At 63.4% G+C, this 16,360-nt stretch carries 18 protein-coding genes; 6 read left to right on the plus strand and 12 right to left on the minus strand.

Translation table 11 applies throughout. The features are described 5' to 3' along the window. Positions 1-699 (minus strand): YggS family pyridoxal phosphate-dependent enzyme, encoded by a 699-nt coding sequence (locus tag CQ007_RS06515; protein WP_105644328.1) that lies wholly within the window; start codon positions 697-699, stop codon positions 1-3. A gap of 78 nt (positions 700-777) precedes the next feature. Between CQ007_RS06515 and CQ007_RS06520 the strand changes: the two genes are divergently transcribed. Next, the gene (locus CQ007_RS06520; protein ID WP_105644330.1) at positions 778-1,812 is read left to right on the plus strand and encodes a type IV pilus twitching motility protein PilT; all 1,035 of its coding nucleotides are present in this window, start codon (positions 778-780) and stop codon (positions 1,810-1,812) included. A 45-nt stretch (positions 1,813-1,857) separates the two neighbouring features. After that, positions 1,858-2,997, plus strand: coding sequence for a PilT/PilU family type 4a pilus ATPase (locus CQ007_RS06525; RefSeq protein WP_105644332.1), 1,140 nt, complete (start codon positions 1,858-1,860; stop codon positions 2,995-2,997). Here CQ007_RS06525 and siaD read toward each other — a convergent pair whose 3' ends face one another. Genes siaD through gshB form a run of 11 tightly spaced genes read right to left on the minus strand, consistent with a single transcriptional unit; the run spans position 2,998 to position 12,572 of the window. After that, the gene (gene siaD / locus CQ007_RS06530; RefSeq protein ID WP_256582217.1) at positions 2,998-3,807 is read right to left on the minus strand and encodes a biofilm regulation diguanylate cyclase SiaD; all 810 of its coding nucleotides are present in this window, start codon (positions 3,805-3,807) and stop codon (positions 2,998-3,000) included. Then, positions 3,804-4,196: a biofilm regulation phosphoprotein SiaC gene (gene siaC / locus CQ007_RS06535; RefSeq protein ID WP_105644334.1), complete on the minus strand. Its 393-nt coding sequence runs from the start codon at positions 4,194-4,196 to the stop codon at positions 3,804-3,806. Before siaC ends, siaD begins: the two co-directional genes overlap by 4 nt. A gap of 16 nt (positions 4,197-4,212) precedes the next feature. Continuing rightward, positions 4,213-4,749 carry a biofilm regulation protein kinase SiaB gene (siaB, locus tag CQ007_RS06540; protein WP_177424290.1) on the minus strand — a complete coding sequence of 179 codons (537 nt, stop codon included), beginning with the start codon at positions 4,747-4,749 and terminating at the stop codon, positions 4,213-4,215. Positions 4,750-4,778: 29 nt separating this feature from the next. Beyond that, positions 4,779-6,776 (minus strand): biofilm regulation protein phosphatase SiaA, encoded by a 1,998-nt coding sequence (gene siaA / locus CQ007_RS06545; protein ID WP_105644335.1) that lies wholly within the window; start codon positions 6,774-6,776, stop codon positions 4,779-4,781. A gap of 12 nt (positions 6,777-6,788) precedes the next feature. Beyond that, positions 6,789-8,060 carry a dihydroorotase gene (locus tag CQ007_RS06550; RefSeq protein WP_105644337.1) on the minus strand — a complete coding sequence of 424 codons (1,272 nt, stop codon included), beginning with the start codon at positions 8,058-8,060 and terminating at the stop codon, positions 6,789-6,791. A gap of 2 nt (positions 8,061-8,062) precedes the next feature. Then, a complete protein-coding gene (locus CQ007_RS06555) occupies positions 8,063-9,058 on the minus strand; it encodes an aspartate carbamoyltransferase catalytic subunit (RefSeq protein ID WP_105644339.1) in 996 nt (331 codons plus the stop codon). Between the two features lie 7 nt (positions 9,059-9,065). Beyond that, on the minus strand, positions 9,066-9,578 hold the full coding sequence (gene pyrR, locus CQ007_RS06560; RefSeq protein ID WP_105644341.1) for a bifunctional pyr operon transcriptional regulator/uracil phosphoribosyltransferase PyrR: 513 nt from the start codon (positions 9,576-9,578) through the stop codon (positions 9,066-9,068). Continuing rightward, complete coding sequence (ruvX, locus tag CQ007_RS06565) at positions 9,578-10,018, minus strand: Holliday junction resolvase RuvX (RefSeq protein ID WP_105644342.1); 441 nt, start codon at positions 10,016-10,018, stop codon at positions 9,578-9,580. The genes pyrR and ruvX overlap by 1 nt, the downstream gene beginning before the upstream one ends. After that, entirely contained in the window at positions 10,018-10,587 is a 570-nt protein-coding gene (locus CQ007_RS06570) for a YqgE/AlgH family protein (protein WP_105644344.1), read from the minus strand. Before CQ007_RS06570 ends, ruvX begins: the two co-directional genes overlap by 1 nt. Before the next feature lie 60 nt (positions 10,588-10,647). Continuing rightward, the gene (locus CQ007_RS06575; protein WP_105644346.1) at positions 10,648-11,553 is read right to left on the minus strand and encodes an energy transducer TonB; all 906 of its coding nucleotides are present in this window, start codon (positions 11,551-11,553) and stop codon (positions 10,648-10,650) included. Positions 11,554-11,609: 56 nt separating this feature from the next. After that, positions 11,610-12,572: a glutathione synthase gene (gshB, locus tag CQ007_RS06580; RefSeq protein ID WP_105644348.1), complete on the minus strand. Its 963-nt coding sequence runs from the start codon at positions 12,570-12,572 to the stop codon at positions 11,610-11,612. Positions 12,573-12,793: 221 nt separating this feature from the next. On the opposite strand from gshB, the gene CQ007_RS06585 reads away from it, so the two are divergent. The 4 genes from CQ007_RS06585 to CQ007_RS06600 all read left to right on the plus strand — a co-directional run bounded on the left by CQ007_RS06585 (position 12,794) and on the right by CQ007_RS06600 (position 16,317). Beyond that, the gene (locus CQ007_RS06585) at positions 12,794-13,210 is read left to right on the plus strand and encodes a PleD family two-component system response regulator (protein WP_105644350.1); all 417 of its coding nucleotides are present in this window, start codon (positions 12,794-12,796) and stop codon (positions 13,208-13,210) included. A gap of 37 nt (positions 13,211-13,247) precedes the next feature. Beyond that, positions 13,248-13,613 carry a twitching motility response regulator PilH gene (gene pilH, locus CQ007_RS06590; protein WP_105644352.1) on the plus strand — a complete coding sequence of 122 codons (366 nt, stop codon included), beginning with the start codon at positions 13,248-13,250 and terminating at the stop codon, positions 13,611-13,613. A 45-nt stretch (positions 13,614-13,658) separates the two neighbouring features. Continuing rightward, the gene (locus CQ007_RS06595; protein ID WP_105644354.1) at positions 13,659-14,195 is read left to right on the plus strand and encodes a chemotaxis protein CheW; all 537 of its coding nucleotides are present in this window, start codon (positions 13,659-13,661) and stop codon (positions 14,193-14,195) included. An 85-nt stretch (positions 14,196-14,280) separates the two neighbouring features. After that, positions 14,281-16,317 (plus strand): methyl-accepting chemotaxis protein, encoded by a 2,037-nt coding sequence (locus tag CQ007_RS06600; RefSeq protein WP_105644356.1) that lies wholly within the window; start codon positions 14,281-14,283, stop codon positions 16,315-16,317. Positions 16,318-16,360: the final 43 nt, after the last annotated feature.

Genomic DNA, 16,360 nt, shown 5'->3' on the forward strand with positions numbered 1-16,360 from the left:
TCATCCTTCGAAAGGGGAAGTGGAATAGTCGCGGGCGCCGAACAGCGCGCTGCCGATGCGTACCATAGTGGCGCCTTCGGCAATCGCTTCGTCCAGGTCATCGCTCATGCCCATGGACAGGGTATCCAGCGGCAGCGCCAGCGCCGCCATGGCCTCACGCAGGGCACGCAACGGTCGGCGCCGGGCCTCGCTGTCTGCGGCCGGGGCCGGAATCGCCATCAGCCCGCGCAGGCGCAGGCCGGGCAGGTCCGTCACCTCGCGGGCCAGGGCGTCCAGCTCGGCCACGGGCACGCCGGCCTTGCTGTCTTCATCGCTGATATTGACCTGCAGGCAGACATTCAACGGCGGCAGATGGGCCGGGCGCTGCGCGGACAGGCGCTGGGCGATCTTCAGCCGGTCGATGCTGTGCACCCAGTCGAAGTGCTCGGCGATGGCGCGGGTCTTGTTCGACTGGATCGGGCCGATGAAATGCCAGGTCAGCGGCAGATCCTGCAGCTCGGCGATCTTGCTCAGCGCCTCCTGCAGGTAGTTCTCGCCGATATGCTGCACGCCTGCGGCATGCGCCTGGCGGATGGCGCTGGCCGGGCGGGTCTTGCTCACGGCCATCAGGGTAATGCTCTGCGGATCGCGTCCGGCAGCGTGCGCAGCACACAAAATGCGCTCACGAACGTTTGCAATATTCTCTGCTATCGTGGACATTACGGACGTTATTTACCTTGCCAATGGAACCGACCTGCGGTGCATTCTACATGCTCGCAGGTTGCAATGGGGAACCCTATGGATATAACCGAGCTGTTAGCCTTCAGCGCCAAACAGGGCGCGTCGGACTTGCACCTGTCGGCCGGATTGCCGCCCATGATTCGAGTGGATGGCGATGTGCGCCGGATCAACGTACCGGCACTGGAGCACAAACAGGTACACGCGCTGATCTATGACATCATGAATGACAAGCAGCGCAAGGATTTCGAAGAGTTCCTCGAAACCGACTTCTCCTTCGAGGTGCCCGGCGTGGCCCGCTTCCGGGTCAACGCCTTCAACCAGAACCGTGGTGCCGGCGCGGTATTCCGGACCATTCCTTCCAAGGTGCTGACCATGGAAGAGCTGGGCATGGGCGATGTGTTCAGGAAGATTACCGATGTGCCCCGCGGGCTGGTGCTGGTCACCGGGCCGACCGGCTCCGGCAAGTCGACCACCCTGGCGGCCATGCTCGACTATCTGAACTGCACCAAGTACCAGCACATCCTCACCATCGAGGACCCGATCGAATTCGTCCACGAGTCGAAGAAATGCCTGGTCAACCAGCGCGAGGTGCATCGCGATACCCTGGGCTTTTCCGAGGCGCTGCGGTCGGCGCTGCGCGAAGACCCGGACATCATCCTGGTGGGCGAGATGCGCGACCTGGAGACCATCCGCCTGGCGCTGACCGCCGCGGAAACCGGTCACCTGGTGTTCGGCACCCTGCACACCACCTCGGCGGCCAAGACCATCGACCGGGTGGTCGACGTGTTCCCCGGCGAGGAGAAGGCCATGGTCCGCTCCATGCTCTCCGAATCGCTGCAGGCGGTGATCTCCCAGACCCTGCTGAAGAAGATCGGCGGTGGCCGGGTGGCCGCCCATGAGATCATGATCGGCACCCCGGCGATCCGTAACCTGATCCGCGAGGACAAGGTCGCGCAGATGTACTCGGCGATCCAGACCGGGGGCAATATCGGCATGCAGACGCTGGATATGTGCCTCAAGAACCTGGTATCCCGCGGACTGGTGACCCGCGAGGCGGCACGTGAAAAGGCCAAGGCTGGCGAAAGCCTCTGATAGGCGCAACGGGGGTGCCGGAGCGCGCCCCGAGACGAGGAAATTATGGAGTTCGAAAAGCTGCTGCGACTGATGGTCGAGAAAGGCGCGTCCGACCTGTTCATTACCGCCGGTGTGGCGCCGAGCATGAAAGTGCACGGCAAGATCCTGCCGGTGACCAAGACCCCGCTGTCCCCCGAGCAGACCCGGGAAACCGTGCTGGGGGTGATGTCCGAGGCCCAGCGCCGGGAATTCGCCGAGCAGAAGGAGTGCAACTTCGCCATCAGTGCGCGGGGTATCGGCCGTTTCCGCGTCAGCGCCTTCTACCAGCGCAACCTGGTGGGCATGGTGCTGCGCCGCATCGAGGTCAACATTCCGACCATGGAAGAGCTGCGGCTGCCTGAGATTCTCAAGAAGCTGGCGATGACCAAGCGCGGGCTGGTGATCTTCGTCGGCGCCACCGGTACCGGTAAGTCCACCTCGCTGGCCTCGATGATCGGCTACCGCAACAAGAACTCCAGCGGCCACATCATCTCCATCGAGGACCCTATCGAGTTCATCCACCAGCACCAGAACTGCATCGTCACCCAGCGCGAGGTGGGTATCGATACCGATTCCTTCGAGGTGGCGCTGAAGAACACCCTGCGTCAGGCTCCCGACGTGATCCTGATCGGTGAGGTGCGGACCCGCGAAACCATGGAACACGCGCTGGCCTTCGCCGAAACCGGCCACCTGTGTCTGGCCACCCTGCACGCCAACAACGCCAACCAGGCGCTGGACCGGATCATCCACTTCTTCCCGGCCGACATGCACCAGCAGGTCTGGATGGACCTGTCACTCAACCTCAAGGCGCTGGTCGCCCAGCAACTGATTCCGACCCCGGATGGCAAGGGCCGTCGCGCCGCCATCGAGGTGATGCTGAATACGCCGCTGGCGGCGGACATGATCCGCAAGGGCGAGGTGCATGAGCTCAAGCCATTGATGGCGCGTTCCAACGAGCTGGGCATGCAGACCTTCGACCAGGCGCTGTACAAGCTCTACAGCCAGGGCGAGATCACCTACGAGGATGCGCTGTTGCATGCCGACTCGGCCAACGACTTGCGCCTGCTGATCAAGCTGGGCTCGGAAACCGACGGCAAATACCTGATGCGCGAGGAGCACTCGTTGTCCATCCAGGGCGACGAGGAAGAGCACTACCGGCGTTGATCAGGAGGGGGTGGTCACCCGGGTGGCTGGGTAGGCCATGCACTGGTTGCGACCAGCTCGCTTGGCCTGCAGCAATGCGCTGTCGGCATGGTTGATGGTTTCCGAATAGCTGTTGACGTCGACGTGGCCGGCGATGCCGATGCTCGCCGTGACCCGGATGGGCTCATCCTGGTGGCGTATGGCGAGCTGCTCGACGGCGTGGCGCAGGCGTTCGCCCAGCAGGGCGGCCGCCTGGGCATCGGTCTCCGGCAACAGCAGCAGAAACTCCTCCCCGCCCCAGCGTCCGCAGGTATCCTGCTCACGTACTTCGGCATCCAGCACCCTGGCCACCTCGATGATCACGCTATCACCGGTTTCATGGCCGAACCGATCATTGATGCTCTTGAAGTGATCGATATCGATCATCGCCAGGCTGAACGGGCGGCCATGGCGCCGGTGCAGCTCGCTTGCCTCGCGTAGACGCTCGGTCAGCAGACGGCGGTTGGGCAGGCCGGTGAGAACGTCATGGCTGGCCGCTTCCTGCAGGGCGATATTCAGATCCTGCATCATGTGCTGGTAACGATCGGAAATACGCACGATCTTTTCCAGCTGACGCAGTTGCTTGTCGATGCGGCTGACCAGCGACACTTCCCGTTCCTTGGCCAGGCTCTGGTAGGCATCGGAAATCCGTGTGATGCGTTCCAGTCGGTAGACCAGGTCCTGGTGTGTCTGCCACAGCTCGGCCAGCGGCTGGTGCAGCGGATTGTCCGCTGCGGTGTCCTGCAGCAGGCTGATCAGACGCTGCTCCAGGTCGTACCCGGAGGTGGTCACGGCGCGCTCCGCGCTATCGCCAGGATATCGAAGGGGAAGCTGCAGTCTTCCTTGAATTCTTCGGCAAGCTCGGCGACCCGCTCGTTGCGGGCATCATAGAACCAGCTGACCTTGACCGGATGCTGACGGTCATGCGCCGCTTGCAGCAGATCGAAGATCTCCATCATCGCCTTGATGCTGCTGGTGTTCAGATACAGCAGGTGCAGCTCCAGGTTCAGTGCCCGGGGTGGCTGCTCGGCCAGGAAACCCTCGATCCACTCGAAGACCTGGTTGAACAGCTCATAGGAGTTCTCGGGGTAGGAGTCACCCTGCATCACCAGCCTGCCCTGGGCATGCTCGGTGTGAATTTTCGGGGTCGACTGCGTTGCCGGGATGTGCAGATCAATCATGATTCGGTCACTCGGTTCAGATGACAGCGCGCAGGCTGAAGAAGGCGCGCCCCGCCTCGGCAGGGCGCAGAGAGGCCTGCAGCGGTTCCGACGACTTGCGCGCAATGTCGATCAGGCCAAGGCCGGCGCCGGTGGTCGATGCCTGACCGCGCGGCCGGCGCAATTGTTCCTTGTACAGACCCTTGAGCTCGGCCTTGTCCAGGCCGGTCAGGGCGTTGATGCTGTTGACCAGGTATTCGCCGTCGGCCTGTTCGACCAGGTTGCCGGCCGAGACCACATAGCGGCCTTCGGTATTGCGTGATACCACCACGGTGGCACTGGCATCCTGCTCGCTCCAGTCGCGCTGGGTCATGTAATGGCGAATGTTCTGGGTCATTTCGATATACACCGCGAACACATCCATGGAGGCCGATGGGTGAGCGTGTTCCGCCGCCAGATAGTTACGCAGGGCATTACCGATTTCCTCCAGCAGGCTGCGGGAAATCGGGCCATTGAAGCACAGCATGATCTGCTGTTGGCTGAATTGTTCGCGCATGGCGTAAAGATCGAGCATGGGCTTGACGACTCCTGATGGCGGCAGCTTCAATCGAAGCGGAAGAGTAGCATGGTAATATCGTCGCGTTGCAGGTAATCCCCCTGGTACCGGGCCAGGGTGTCGCTGAAGATATTCTTCTGCTCGGCCAGTGGCAACGATGCATGCCGGCGCAGCATGTCGGCGAAACGGTTGTTGCCGAAGCCGAAGCCCTGATCACCACCGGCCTGATCGAGAAAGCCGTCGGTACACAGATAGAAGGTCCGGTTGTCGTGCAGCGCCACCTGGGCGTTGTGATATTCCCCGACCCGTTTGTCAGCCAGCGCGCGGCGCCCACCGGGCAGGCGTTCGACCTGCTCGCCATCGCTGTAGTAGAGGCTGATCTTGGCGCCGGAGAAGTGAATCTGGCGTGCCTGCATATCGACACACACCAGGCCGGCATCCATGCTGGTGGCCAGCGAGCGGAATTGCGGAGTGTCGCTGAGCATGCCGCGCAGGATTTCGTCGCTGCGCTGCAGCATGGCCGCCGGGTCGTCGGCGGGGCATTCACCGATCGCCTGACTCAGCGCGGCGTGGGCCAGCATGGTCATCAGCGCGCCGGGCACACCATGACCAGCACAGTCGACCACGCCCAGCAGGTATTGCTGCTCGGCCAGCTCACGGAACAGATAGAAATCGCCGCCGACCACATCACGGGGGCGCCAGAGTACGGCATGGCCGTCACCCAGGGTATCGAGCAGTGGCCGATCCGGCAGGATGGAGCGCTGGATCAGACTGGCATAGTCGATGGAGTCGCTGATCTTCCGGTGGGCGCTGGCCATGTCGCGGTTGGCCTGCTCCAGCTTGTGGGTGCGCTCCTGCACCCGGCTTTCCAGATCCCGGGTGTGGCTGCGCACCTTGTCCACCATCACCGCGAAGGCATCGCTCAACTCGCCGATCTCGTCGTCACGGGTACTGGGCAGACGCACATCATAGTTCCCCGCAGCCAGCGCCTGGGCGCTGTGCCGCAGTTGTTCCAGCGGGCGCAGCAGCAGGCGCTCGATACCGATGGCAAACACCAGGGTCAAGGCCAGCAGCATCAGTACCAATACCAGTAGCAGCGGCCACAGCCACTGGCCGCCGATGATATTGGCGGTGCTCAGGTCGATGGCATTGGCGATATGCCAGTTCAGTTCGGGCACGTAGGTCAGGGTCAGCAACTGCTCACGGCCCTGTAGCGGCAGGCTCAGCAGCTGCAGACTGCCGGGGTTGTCTTCGGCCTGTGCCAGCGCCTGCTGCAGAGCACTCACGGCCGCAGCGCCATCGAGCAGGCTGTACAGCATGGTGGCCGGTTGTGCCTGCCGGTCGGCGCCGGAATTGAGTGCGATGAGCGAAGGATCCTGATGTGCCTGGATGGCACCGTTGCGATCCAGGATCATGGGCGTGACGCCGGGCTGCTTGCTGGTGATGAACTCGCTGATGAAGCTGGACAGGTCCAGTCCCGAGCCGGCCAGCGCCAGGGGCGAGCCGTCAGCATCGCGCACCAGGATGTTCAGCCACAGCCGGGTGGTGTTCAGCTGCGGGTTGTGGTCGACGTTCAGGTTGTAATTGTCGGTAGTGGCCAGGGAGGCGCTGAACCAGGCGTTGGCCGGATCACTGGCATCGATCCGATAGCGTGCCTCGGCGCTGAAGGTTTCCTCATCGCTGTTGAAATAGTAATTGCGTGAGTCCAGTGGAGCGATGAAATAGGCATGGTCGCGGAAGTCCCGGCGGTAGCCTTCGGCTTCGCGGAAGAACAGCTCCCGCTTGGCCGGATCCTGCTCGTCGAGTAGCCATTGGCGGGTGATTTCCGAGCGCGCGAAGCGCAGGGCCAGCGCCAGTTCGCGGGAGATCGGTGCGTAGATCCTCTCCCGGTTGAGTTGGGTGATATTGCCGGCAAAGGCTTCAGCGAAGTGCCCGTGCACCTTCTGCACTATCTGCCAGCCGATCAGGCCGGCTGGCAGCAGTGCCAGCAGGCAGGCCAGCAGAAGCGCCAGAAGAGACTTGCCGCGCAGACCGAACGCTGCCATGGACGTTCACCCTCAGGCCTGGAATACCAGTTGCCCATTGCAGATGGTATGGCTGAGGCAGCCGGGGGCAGCCTGGCCGAGGAACGGGCAATTGTCGCCCTTCGACAGCCAGTGGGTGCCGATCTCGGTGGTGCCGGCCGGGTCGAACAGCACCAGATCGGCACGGTCACCGACAGCGATGCGTCCGGCTGGCAGGCCGAGCGCGGTCGCCGGGCCACTGGTCAGTCGTGCCAGCACCGCGGGCAGTTCCAGCAGGCCATCGGCAACCAGGGTCAGGGCCAAGGGCAGCATGATTTCGACGCTGCTGATGCCGGGGGCCGAGGCGGCGAACGGCACCCGCTTGGCTTCCGGCTCATGGGGCTGGTGATGGGAGGCGATGGCCTGGATCACACCTTCCTGCACCGCCTGACGCAGAGCGCGACGGTCGCTGCTGCTGCGCAGCGGCGGCATCACATGCAGCAGGCTGGAGTAGCCGTCCAGGTCTTCATCGCACAGCAGCAACTGGTACATGGCCACATCGGCGGTGACCGGCAGGCCGCGGGCCTGGGCATCGGCCAGCATGCCGATGGCGCGGGCACTGCTCAGGCCGCTGAAATGCGCACGCACACCGGTCTGCTCGATCAGCAGCAGATCCCGCGCCAGGGCGACGGTCTCCGCGGTCTCGGGAATGCCCGGCAGCCCGAGGCGGGCGGCGGTCGGGCCTTCGTGGGCGACGCCGCCTTCGGCCAGCGCCGGATCCTGCGGGGTGAAGATCACCGGCAGGTCGAAACCGGCGGCATATTCCAGTGCGCGGCGCAGGATACGGTTGCTCTTGACCGGCGCCAGCCCCTGGGTGAAAGCCACGCAGCCGGCATCGCGCAGGGCCACCAGCTCGCTCAGCTGTTCACCCTCGAGGCCCTTGGTCAGGGCACCGATGGGGAACACCCGGGTCTGGCCGGCGCGCTCGCAGCGGTCGAGAATCAGCTCGGCGACCGCCGGGGTGTCCAGCACCGGGCGGCTGTCGGGTGGGCAGCACAGGCTGGTCACCCCGCCGACCGCGGCAGCGCGGGTCTCACTGGCGATATTGCCCTTGCGACCGAAGCCGGGCTCGCGCAGGCTGACATTCAGGTCCACCAGGCCGGGGCAGGCGATCAGGCCACGGGCATCGATGGTCTGGGCGGCGATGAAACCCTCGGGCGCGCTGCCCAGGGCATGGATCTGGCCGGCATCGATGTGCAGGTCGGTGATCTGGTCGAACTGACTGGCAGGGTCGATAACCCGGGCGCCGGCAATGGTTATCCGCATGCTTACTGTGCTCCCTGTCTGGACTGGCGCTGGGTGGTCTGGCCGGCCATGGCCATGGACATCACGGCCATGCGCACGGCAATGCCGTAGGTCACCTGCTTGAGAATCACCGACTGCGGCCCGTCAGCCACCGCCGATTCGATCTCCACCCCACGGTTGATCGGCCCCGGATGCATGACCAGGGCATCGGGTCTGGCCAATGCCAGGCTGTCGCTGGTCAGGCCGTACTGGCGATAGAACTCGCCTTCGCTGGGCAGCAGGCCGCTCTGCATGCGCTCCTTCTGCAGGCGCAGCATGATCACCACATCGACATCGCGCAGTCCCACCCGCAGGTCATTGAACACCCGCACGCCATACTGCTCGATACCCTCCGGCAGCAGGGTACGCGGGGCGATCACGCGGATGTCCGGGCAACCGAGGATGCGCAGTGCCTCCATGTTCGAGCGTGCCACCCGCGAATGCATGATATCGCCGACGATGGCCACCGACAGCTGCTCGAACGGCGCCTGATGGCGGCGGATGGTCAGCATGTCGAGCATTGCCTGGGTCGGGTGCGCATGGTTGCCGTCACCGGCATTGATGATGGCGACCTCGGGGCAGACATTGCCGGCGATGAAGTGCGCCGCGCCGGAATTGCCATGGCGTACCACGAACATGTCCGCCGCCATGGCTTCCAGGTTGCGCAGGGTGTCGTACAGGGTTTCACCCTTGCTGGTCGAGGAGGTCTGGATATCCAGGTTGAGTACGTCGGCGGATAACCGCTTGGCGGCCAGCTCGAAGGTGCTGCGGGTACGTGTGGAGTTCTCGAAGAACACGTTGCACACGGTCTTGCCGCGCAGCAGCGGGACTTTCTTCACCGCCCGTTCGCCGACTTCGAGGAAGGAGTCAGCTGTATCGAGGATCTCGGTCAGCAGTTCCCGGGAGAGCCCGTCGATGCCAAGGAAATGGCGCAGCTGGCCCTGTTGATTGAGTTGCAGTTGGCTGGATTTCAGGCTCATTGGGCTCTCATGGCTTGGCTACGGGGTTCAGGATCAGTTGCAGCGGCGTGGGGCCGGTCAATTTTACCCGCTGGCCGGGCGGCAGCACCAGGCTGGCGCCGAGGATATCGGCGCGGATCGGCAACTCCCGGGACTCGATATCCACCAGCGTGACCAGAGTCACCGAGGCCGGCCGGCCATAATCGAACAGCTCGTTGAGGGCGGCCCGGATGGTACGGCCGGTCATCAGCACATCGTCGACCAGTACCAGATGGCGGTCATCCACGCTGAACGGCAGTTCCGATGGTCGTACCCCGGGTTGCAGGCCGATCTGGGCGAAGTCATCGCGATAGAAGGCAATATCCAGCGTGCCCAGCGGCGCGTCGGGCAGGAACTGGTCGCGCAGGCGTTCGGCTATCCAGGCGCCGCCGGTATGGATGCCGACCACCGCCGGGTCGGTACGCTGGGTGCGGTCCAGCCAGGCGGTCAGTTCCTCGCCCATGCGTTGCAGCAACGGGTCGACTTCAGGCAGTGCGCTCATCATGTCTCCTTGATCTGGCTGGCCAGCCAGGTTTCCAGCAACAGGGCGGCGGCCAGGCTGTCGACCGGGTTGTCCCGATAGCTGGCTGGTGTGCCCCGTCCGCTGTCGCGTAGGGTTTGTTTGGCTTCGAAAGTGGACAGGCGCTCGTCCACATAGTGCACCGGCAGGTGGAAGCGGCCATGCAGACGGCGGGCGAACTTCTCCGCACGGGCGCTCATCTCGCTCGGGGTGCCATCCATGTTCAGTGGCAGCCCGACCACCAGGGCGTCGGGCTGCCACTCCCGCAGCAGCGCAGCGATCTGCTCCCAGTCGGGTATGCCATCGCGGGCACGCAGTTCCTTGAGTGGGCGGGCATTGCCGGTGAGGGTCTGGCCGACGGCCACGCCGATCTGGCGGGTACCGTAATCGAAACCGAGCACGCGCTGGGGAGTGCTGCCCATCAGGCGTGGCCCGTCTGGCTGGTGAGCAGGTTGAGATCGATACCCAGGCTGCGCGCGGCGGCCTCCAGGCGCTGTTCGGCGTCCACTTCGAACAGGATGCGATAGTCGGCCGGGCAACTGAGCCAGACGTTGTCGACCAGCTCGCGCTCCAGCTGGCCGGCTTCCCAGCCGGCGTAGCCGAGGGCAACGAAGGATTCGCTGGGGCCCTGGCCACGACTCATGTCCACCAGGATATCCCGTGAGGTGGTCAGTTGCAGCGGGCCCAGGTTCAGGCTCGACTCCCATTGTTGCGGGCCGCGGTGCAGCACGAAGCCGCGTTCGCTCTGCACCGGCCCACCATTGAATACCGTGCGCCCACCCACCTCCAGCGGTACGCTCAGCTCGGGTGAAGTCTGCTCCAGTACGTCACCGAGGTTCAGGCCGCTGGGCCGGTTGATCACCAGTCCCATGGCGCCTTCCTCGTTGTGCTCGCACAGATAGATCAGGGTATGCGCGAAGCGCGGGTCCTCCATGTGCGGCATGGCGAGCAGGAAATGATGTTTCAGGTAGCTGGGTAAGGTCTGGGTCATGGCGCATAGTATTGGGTGGACGGGCGCGGAGGGCAAGAGCAAGAGGGCGGTCGGGAGCGTTTAGAAACTGGAAATGCGATCGCCCGGTTCGAAGCGCCAGGTGCGGATGATCTCCAGCACATCGATGTCCATCAACTCGCCGGTGAAGGGCGCATAGGGCGCCGCCAGGCGGACGATACGCAGCGCGGCATTGTCCAGCACCCGGTGGCCGGAGGATTCGAGGATCTGCACGTCGCGCAGGGAGCCGTCGCGATTGATCGCCACCAGTAGCCGCAGGTTGCCGTAGATGCCTTGGCTGCGGGCTTCGGCCGGGTAGTTCTGGTTGCCGATGCGCTCCACCTTGCGCCGCCAGGCGTCCTTGTAATAGGCCCCCTTGTCCTGCATGGTGGAAGCGGCATTGATGCGGTGGACCCGCGGACGCTTGGCATATTGCTGGCGCTCTTCGGCGAGCTGCGCCTCCAGGCTGGCGATCTCTTCCGACAGTCGCGACATGTCGAAACGCTGACTCGGTGCCGGTGTGTCCAGTGGATCGGGTTCGGCCGGCCTGGTCGGGACCTTGTCCGGAGCAGGGGCGGTGGTGGTGACGACCTTTTCCGGGGCGCTGGGCTCGGGTGGTGGGGCGGCCTGTTCGACCGGCGCCACCTCATTGATCTCGCTGTCCTGGAAGACGCTCTGCTCGGGCGTGCTGGGCGCGGCCTTGTCATCCAGCGTGCCGCTACCTTGCTGGTTGAATTGCGCCAGATAGTCGGGGTTGTCCGGCTTTTCCTCGGTGGGCTGGCTGGCCAGGGTGATTTCCAGACTCTTGGACAGCTCGCTGGGGCTGGGCAGTTCGAAGGTGATGCCGAGAATGACCAGGGCATGCAGCACGGCCGCCAGAAACAGGGTGAACCCGAGGCGGTCCCTGGGCTCTATGGCCGGTGCGACCGGACGAGCGGGTAATGGCGGCGTCGCTGCTGCTGTATTCATGCTATCCATAGACGAGACAAACTGGCATGCAGTCTGCCCCTGTCCGGAAAAAAAGTCTACGCACTGTGTCGCGCTTTGAGCTGTTGCTCGATGGCATCCATCAATTGCCCCCCGATATCGGTATCGTAGGCGGCATCGATCTCGCGGATGCAGGTCGGGCTGGTCACATTGATCTCCGTCAGGTAGTCGCCGATCACATCCAGGCCGACGAACAGCAGGCCCCGCCGACGCAGTTCGGGACCGACCTCGGCGGCGATCCAGCGGTCGCGTTCGCTCAATGGCCGGGCTTCGCCACGTCCGCCGGCGGCCAGGTTGCCGCGGGTCTCGCCGGCCTGCGGAATGCGCGCCAGGCAATAAGGTACCGGCTCGCCATCGATCATCAGGATGCGCTTGTCACCTTCCTTGATGGCAGGCAGGTAGCGCTGGGCCATGATCTGCTGCTGGCCATGTTCGGTCAGCGTCTCGATGATGACACTGATGTTCGGATCGTCCTGGCGAACGCGGAAGATCATCGAGCCGCCCATGCCGTCCAGCGGTTTGAGAATCACGTCACTGTGCTGACTGATGAAAGCGCGCAGAATGTCGGCGCGACGTGAAACCGTGTTCGGTGGGCAGCATTGCGGGAAGCGCGTGGCGAACAGTTTCTCGTTGCAGTCGCGCAGGCTGGCGGGGCGGTTGACCACCAGTACGCCGGCACGCTCGGCCGCTTCGAGGATGTGCGTGGCATAGAGGAATTCATTGTCGAACGGCGGATCCTTGCGCATCAGGATCACATCGAGCTGCTCGAGCGGCTGTTGCTGCTCGGTGCCGAGCCGGTACCAGCATTGCGGGTCGGCGAATACCTCCAGCGGGCGAATGCCGGCCATGGCCTGGCCGTCCTGCAGGTAGAGGTCCTGGGGTTCCATGTAGTTGAGCTCCCAGCCGCGCTGCTGGGCTGCCAGGAGCATGGCCAGGGAGCTGTCCTTCTTGTAATGGATCGCGCTGATCGGATCCATGACGATACCAATGCGAATGCTCATGGGAATAGGTCACTGTCATGTTTGAGAAGTGCTGGCAGTGTACCCTTTGCCCCGGTAACGATGAAAGGATGACCGAAGTCGCAGGATGTCTCAACGCTGAGAAGGCTTTATGGATTGCCTGGGAAATCTATGCTAAAAGTAGCCAGAAATGGAATTGGTCGGTCTCGGGCAGCGCCTGACCGCCCTGCAACTGACCGCCGTATATAACAAGGGCTGTGTTTATGGAAGAAAATTTCGAGAGCCTGAAGGTCATGGTGATTGATGACAGCAAGACCATTCGGCGTACGGCGGAAACGCTGCTGAAAAAGGTCGGATGCAACGTCATCACTGCCGTCGACGGCTTTGATGCCCTGGCCAAGATCGCTGACAACCACCCCGATATCATCTTCGTCGACATCATGATGCCGCGCCTCGACGGCTATCAGACCTGCGCCTTGATCAAGAACAACACTGCGTTCCGCTCCACGCCTGTGATCATGCTGTCCAGCAAGGACGGGCTGTTCGACAAGGCCAAGGGGCGTATCGTCGGTTCCGATCAGTATCTGACCAAGCCATTCAGCAAGGAAGAGTTGCTGGGCGCTATCCGTGCCCATGTTCCGCAGTCGGAAAAGCACCTGGCCGGATCGATGGAGACCTGAGGGTCCGCCGGCACAATTTGAATATCCAGGGGGAAAAATGGCTCGCATATTAGTAGTGGATGATTCGCCGACCGAGTTGTACAAGCTCAGCGGCATGCTGGAAAAACACGGCTTCGAAGTGCTCAAGGCGGAAAACGGTGCCGACGGTGTGGCGCTGGCTCGCCAGGAAAAGCCCGATGTCGTGCTGATGGATATCGTCATGCCGGGGCTCAATGGCTTCCAGGCCACCCGGCAGCTGACCAAGGATCCGGAAACCGTGAGCATCCCGGTCATCATCGTCACCACCAAGGATCAGGAAACCGACAAGGTCTGGGGCAAGCGCCAGGGCGCGAGGGATTACCTGACCAAGCCGGTCGAGGAAGCCACGCTGATCCAGACCGTGAAGTCAGTGCTCGGCCACTGACCGGCAGCGCCGCGGGCAGCGGCGCACAATGACAACAGGGACGGCATGTCAGAGACAATACATCCTTTTGACCTTCTCCAGCAGTTGGCGGCGCGTTGTCGCCAGCTGGCCAGCGGCCTGCCGGCGCAGACCGCCGTGGCCGAGACCTGGAGCGGGGTCGGTTTCAGTCTGGCTGGCCAGACCATGGTGGCAGCCATGGGCGAGGTCAGCGAGATTCTCCATGAGCCGCGTTATACCGCCCTGCCCAGGGTCAAGTCCTGGGTCAGAGGGGTAGCCAACGTACGTGGCCGGCTTCTGCCGATCATCGATCTGAGCCACTTCTTCGGTGCCACGGCCAGCGCGCCGCGCAAGCAGCGCCGGGTGCTGGTGCTCGACCGTGACGATCTGTTCGTCGGTCTGCTGGTCGATGAACTGTTCGGCATGCAGCATTTTCCAGTAAGCAGCTTTACCACCTCGGTGCCTGCCCTTGCGGAACGATTCGGGCCATTTGTGGTGGGTGCCTATACCGGGGAGCAGATATCACTGATATTCAATTTCCGGGCATTGGCGCGCGACCAGGCGTTCCTTGACGTGGCGATCTGATCGGCAGGGGCGGCCCGGCACCAGCCCGGTACGCAACAACTCAGGACTTCAAGAAGCATGCGGTAGGCCAGGTAGGGGCCAGAAAATGAAAAAGCTTGATACCAACATACTGTCCACTTTGCGCAGCAACCGTACGATCAGTGGCCTGTTCGCCGCGCTGATCCTGTCGTTGATCCTGCTGTTCATCAACTTCGTCTATGTGAACGTGCAGAGTTCCTACGATACCGAATACATCGGCCACTCCGGGGAACTGCGGGTACTGTCCCAGCAGATATCCAAGTCGGCGACCGAAGCGGCCACTGGCACCCGGGAAGCCTTCGGCCTGCTGCTGGAGGCGCGCAACGACTTCGAGCAGCGCTGGGGCTACCTGACCGATGGGCGCGAGGAAACCGGCCTGCCGCCGACACCGGACACGCTGCAGGAGCCACTGGCACGGGCCCAGGCCGACTGGGACAAGGTACGTGGCAATGCCGACGCCATTCTCAACAGCCAGAACACGGTACTGTCGCTGCACGAGGTGGCCGCGACCCTGTCCGACACCGTACCGCAGCTGCAGATCGAGTACGAGGATGTGGTCGACGTGCTGATCGAGAGCGGCGCGCCGGCCGACCAGGTGTCCATCGCCCAGCGCCAGTCACTGCTGGCCGAACGTATCCTGGGTTCGGTGAACCGGGTACTGACCGGTGATGATGATGCAGTATTGGCGGCGGACAGCTTCGGTCGTGATGCCAGCCTGTTCGGCCGGGTACTGGAAGGCATGCTGCACGGCAACGAGGTGATCGGCGTCAGCCAGGTGACCGACCCCGATGCGGTGGGCCGGCTGCAGGAAATCGCCGACCTGTTCGGCTTCGTCGCCGAGTCGGTGGACCAGATCCTGTTGACCTCACCGGAGTTGTACCAGGTGCGTTCGGCGGCAAACAGCATCTTCACCGATTCGCAGGTGCTGCTGGACAACGTATCGGACCTGTCCGCGGCTTTCGAACAGCGTAGCGACGCGCGCTGGGTCAACACCCTGCTCGGCTATCTGCTGGGTCTCATCGCGCTGGCCAGCATTCTGCTGATCGGTGTGCAGATGACCCGTGAAACCCGCCAGCGTCTGGCCGAGACCGCTGCCACCAACGAGCGCAACCAGGCGGCGATTCTGCGTCTGCTCGATGAGATCGCCGACCTCGCCGATGGTGACCTGACGGCGGAGGCTACGGTAACCGAGGACTTCACCGGGGCCATCGCCGACTCCATCAACTACTCCATCGACCAACTGCGCGCACTGGTGGAAACCATCAACCATACTGCCCTGCAGGTAGCCGCCGCGGCCCAGGAAACCCAGGGTACGGCCATGCACCTGGCCGAAGCCTCCGAGCACCAGGCCCAGGAAATCGCCGGCGCCTCGGCGGCGGTGAACGAGATGGCGGTGTCCATCGACCAGGTATCGGCCAACGCCTCCGAGTCCGCCGCGGTAGCGGAGCGCTCGGTAGCCATCGCCAACAAGGGCAACGAGGTGGTGCAGAGCACCATTGCCGGCATGGACGTGATCCGCGAGCAGATCCAGGACACCTCCAAGCGGATCAAGCGCCTGGGTGAGTCGTCCCAGGAGATTGGTGACATCGTCAGCCTGATCAACGACATCGCCGACCAGACCAACATCCTGGCCCTCAACGCGGCGATCCAGGCCTCCATGGCCGGTGACGCCGGCCGGGGCTTCGCGGTGGTAGCCGACGAGGTACAGCGCCTGGCGGAACGTTCTTCGGCGGCGACCAAGCAGATCGAGGCGCTGGTGAAGACCATTCAGACCGATACCAACGAGGCGGTGATCTCCATGGAGCAGACCACTTCGGAAGTGGTCACCGGTGCACGTCTGACCCAGGATGCCGGGGTTGCCCTGGAGGAAATCGAGAAGGTATCCACCAGCCTGGCGGCGCTGATCCAGAACATTTCCAACGCGGCACGGCAACAGGCGTCCTCGGCGGGTCATATCTCCAACACCATGAACGTGATCCAGGAGATCACCTCGCAGACCTCGACGGGTACCTCCACCACGGCACGCAGCATTGGTGAGCTGGCCAAGCTGGCCGAGAGCATGCGTCAGTCGGTGGATGGCTTCACCCTGCCAGGGCAGGGCTGAGCGCAGCGCAAGGAGGCGGCTGGATGGCCGCTCCGATAATGGC

Origin of the sequence: Pseudomonas sp. MYb185 (genome assembly GCF_002979975.1) — a bacterium.
In the GTDB taxonomy this organism is placed as follows: domain Bacteria; phylum Pseudomonadota; class Gammaproteobacteria; order Pseudomonadales; family Pseudomonadaceae; genus Halopseudomonas.

Bases quoted from the DNA above. Each gene is read 5' to 3' on its own strand.
- CQ007_RS06515 (WP_105644328.1), bottom strand. From the start codon at position 699: ATGTCCACGATAGCAGAGAATATTGCAAACGTTCGTGAGCGCATTTTG.
- CQ007_RS06520 (WP_105644330.1), top strand. From the start codon at position 778: ATGGATATAACCGAGCTGTTAGCCTTCAGCGCCAAACAGGGCGCGTCG.
- CQ007_RS06525 (WP_105644332.1), top strand. From the start codon at position 1,858: ATGGAGTTCGAAAAGCTGCTGCGACTGATGGTCGAGAAAGGCGCGTCC.
- siaC (WP_105644334.1), bottom strand. From the start codon at position 4,196: ATGATTGATCTGCACATCCCGGCAACGCAGTCGACCCCGAAAATTCAC.
- siaB (WP_177424290.1), bottom strand. From the start codon at position 4,749: ATGCTCGATCTTTACGCCATGCGCGAACAATTCAGCCAACAGCAGATC.
- siaA (WP_105644335.1), bottom strand. From the start codon at position 6,776: ATGGCAGCGTTCGGTCTGCGCGGCAAGTCTCTTCTGGCGCTTCTGCTG.
- CQ007_RS06550 (WP_105644337.1), bottom strand. From the start codon at position 8,060: ATGCGGATAACCATTGCCGGCGCCCGGGTTATCGACCCTGCCAGTCAG.
- CQ007_RS06555 (WP_105644339.1), bottom strand. From the start codon at position 9,058: ATGAGCCTGAAATCCAGCCAACTGCAACTCAATCAACAGGGCCAGCTG.
- pyrR (WP_105644341.1), bottom strand. From the start codon at position 9,578: ATGAGCGCACTGCCTGAAGTCGACCCGTTGCTGCAACGCATGGGCGAG.
- ruvX (WP_105644342.1), bottom strand. From the start codon at position 10,018: ATGGGCAGCACTCCCCAGCGCGTGCTCGGTTTCGATTACGGTACCCGC.
- CQ007_RS06570 (WP_105644344.1), bottom strand. From the start codon at position 10,587: ATGACCCAGACCTTACCCAGCTACCTGAAACATCATTTCCTGCTCGCC.
- CQ007_RS06575 (WP_105644346.1), bottom strand. From the start codon at position 11,553: ATGAATACAGCAGCAGCGACGCCGCCATTACCCGCTCGTCCGGTCGCA.
- gshB (WP_105644348.1), bottom strand. From the start codon at position 12,572: ATGAGCATTCGCATTGGTATCGTCATGGATCCGATCAGCGCGATCCAT.
- CQ007_RS06585 (WP_105644350.1), top strand. From the start codon at position 12,794: ATGGAAGAAAATTTCGAGAGCCTGAAGGTCATGGTGATTGATGACAGC.
- pilH (WP_105644352.1), top strand. From the start codon at position 13,248: ATGGCTCGCATATTAGTAGTGGATGATTCGCCGACCGAGTTGTACAAG.
- CQ007_RS06595 (WP_105644354.1), top strand. From the start codon at position 13,659: ATGTCAGAGACAATACATCCTTTTGACCTTCTCCAGCAGTTGGCGGCG.
- CQ007_RS06600 (WP_105644356.1), top strand. From the start codon at position 14,281: ATGAAAAAGCTTGATACCAACATACTGTCCACTTTGCGCAGCAACCGT.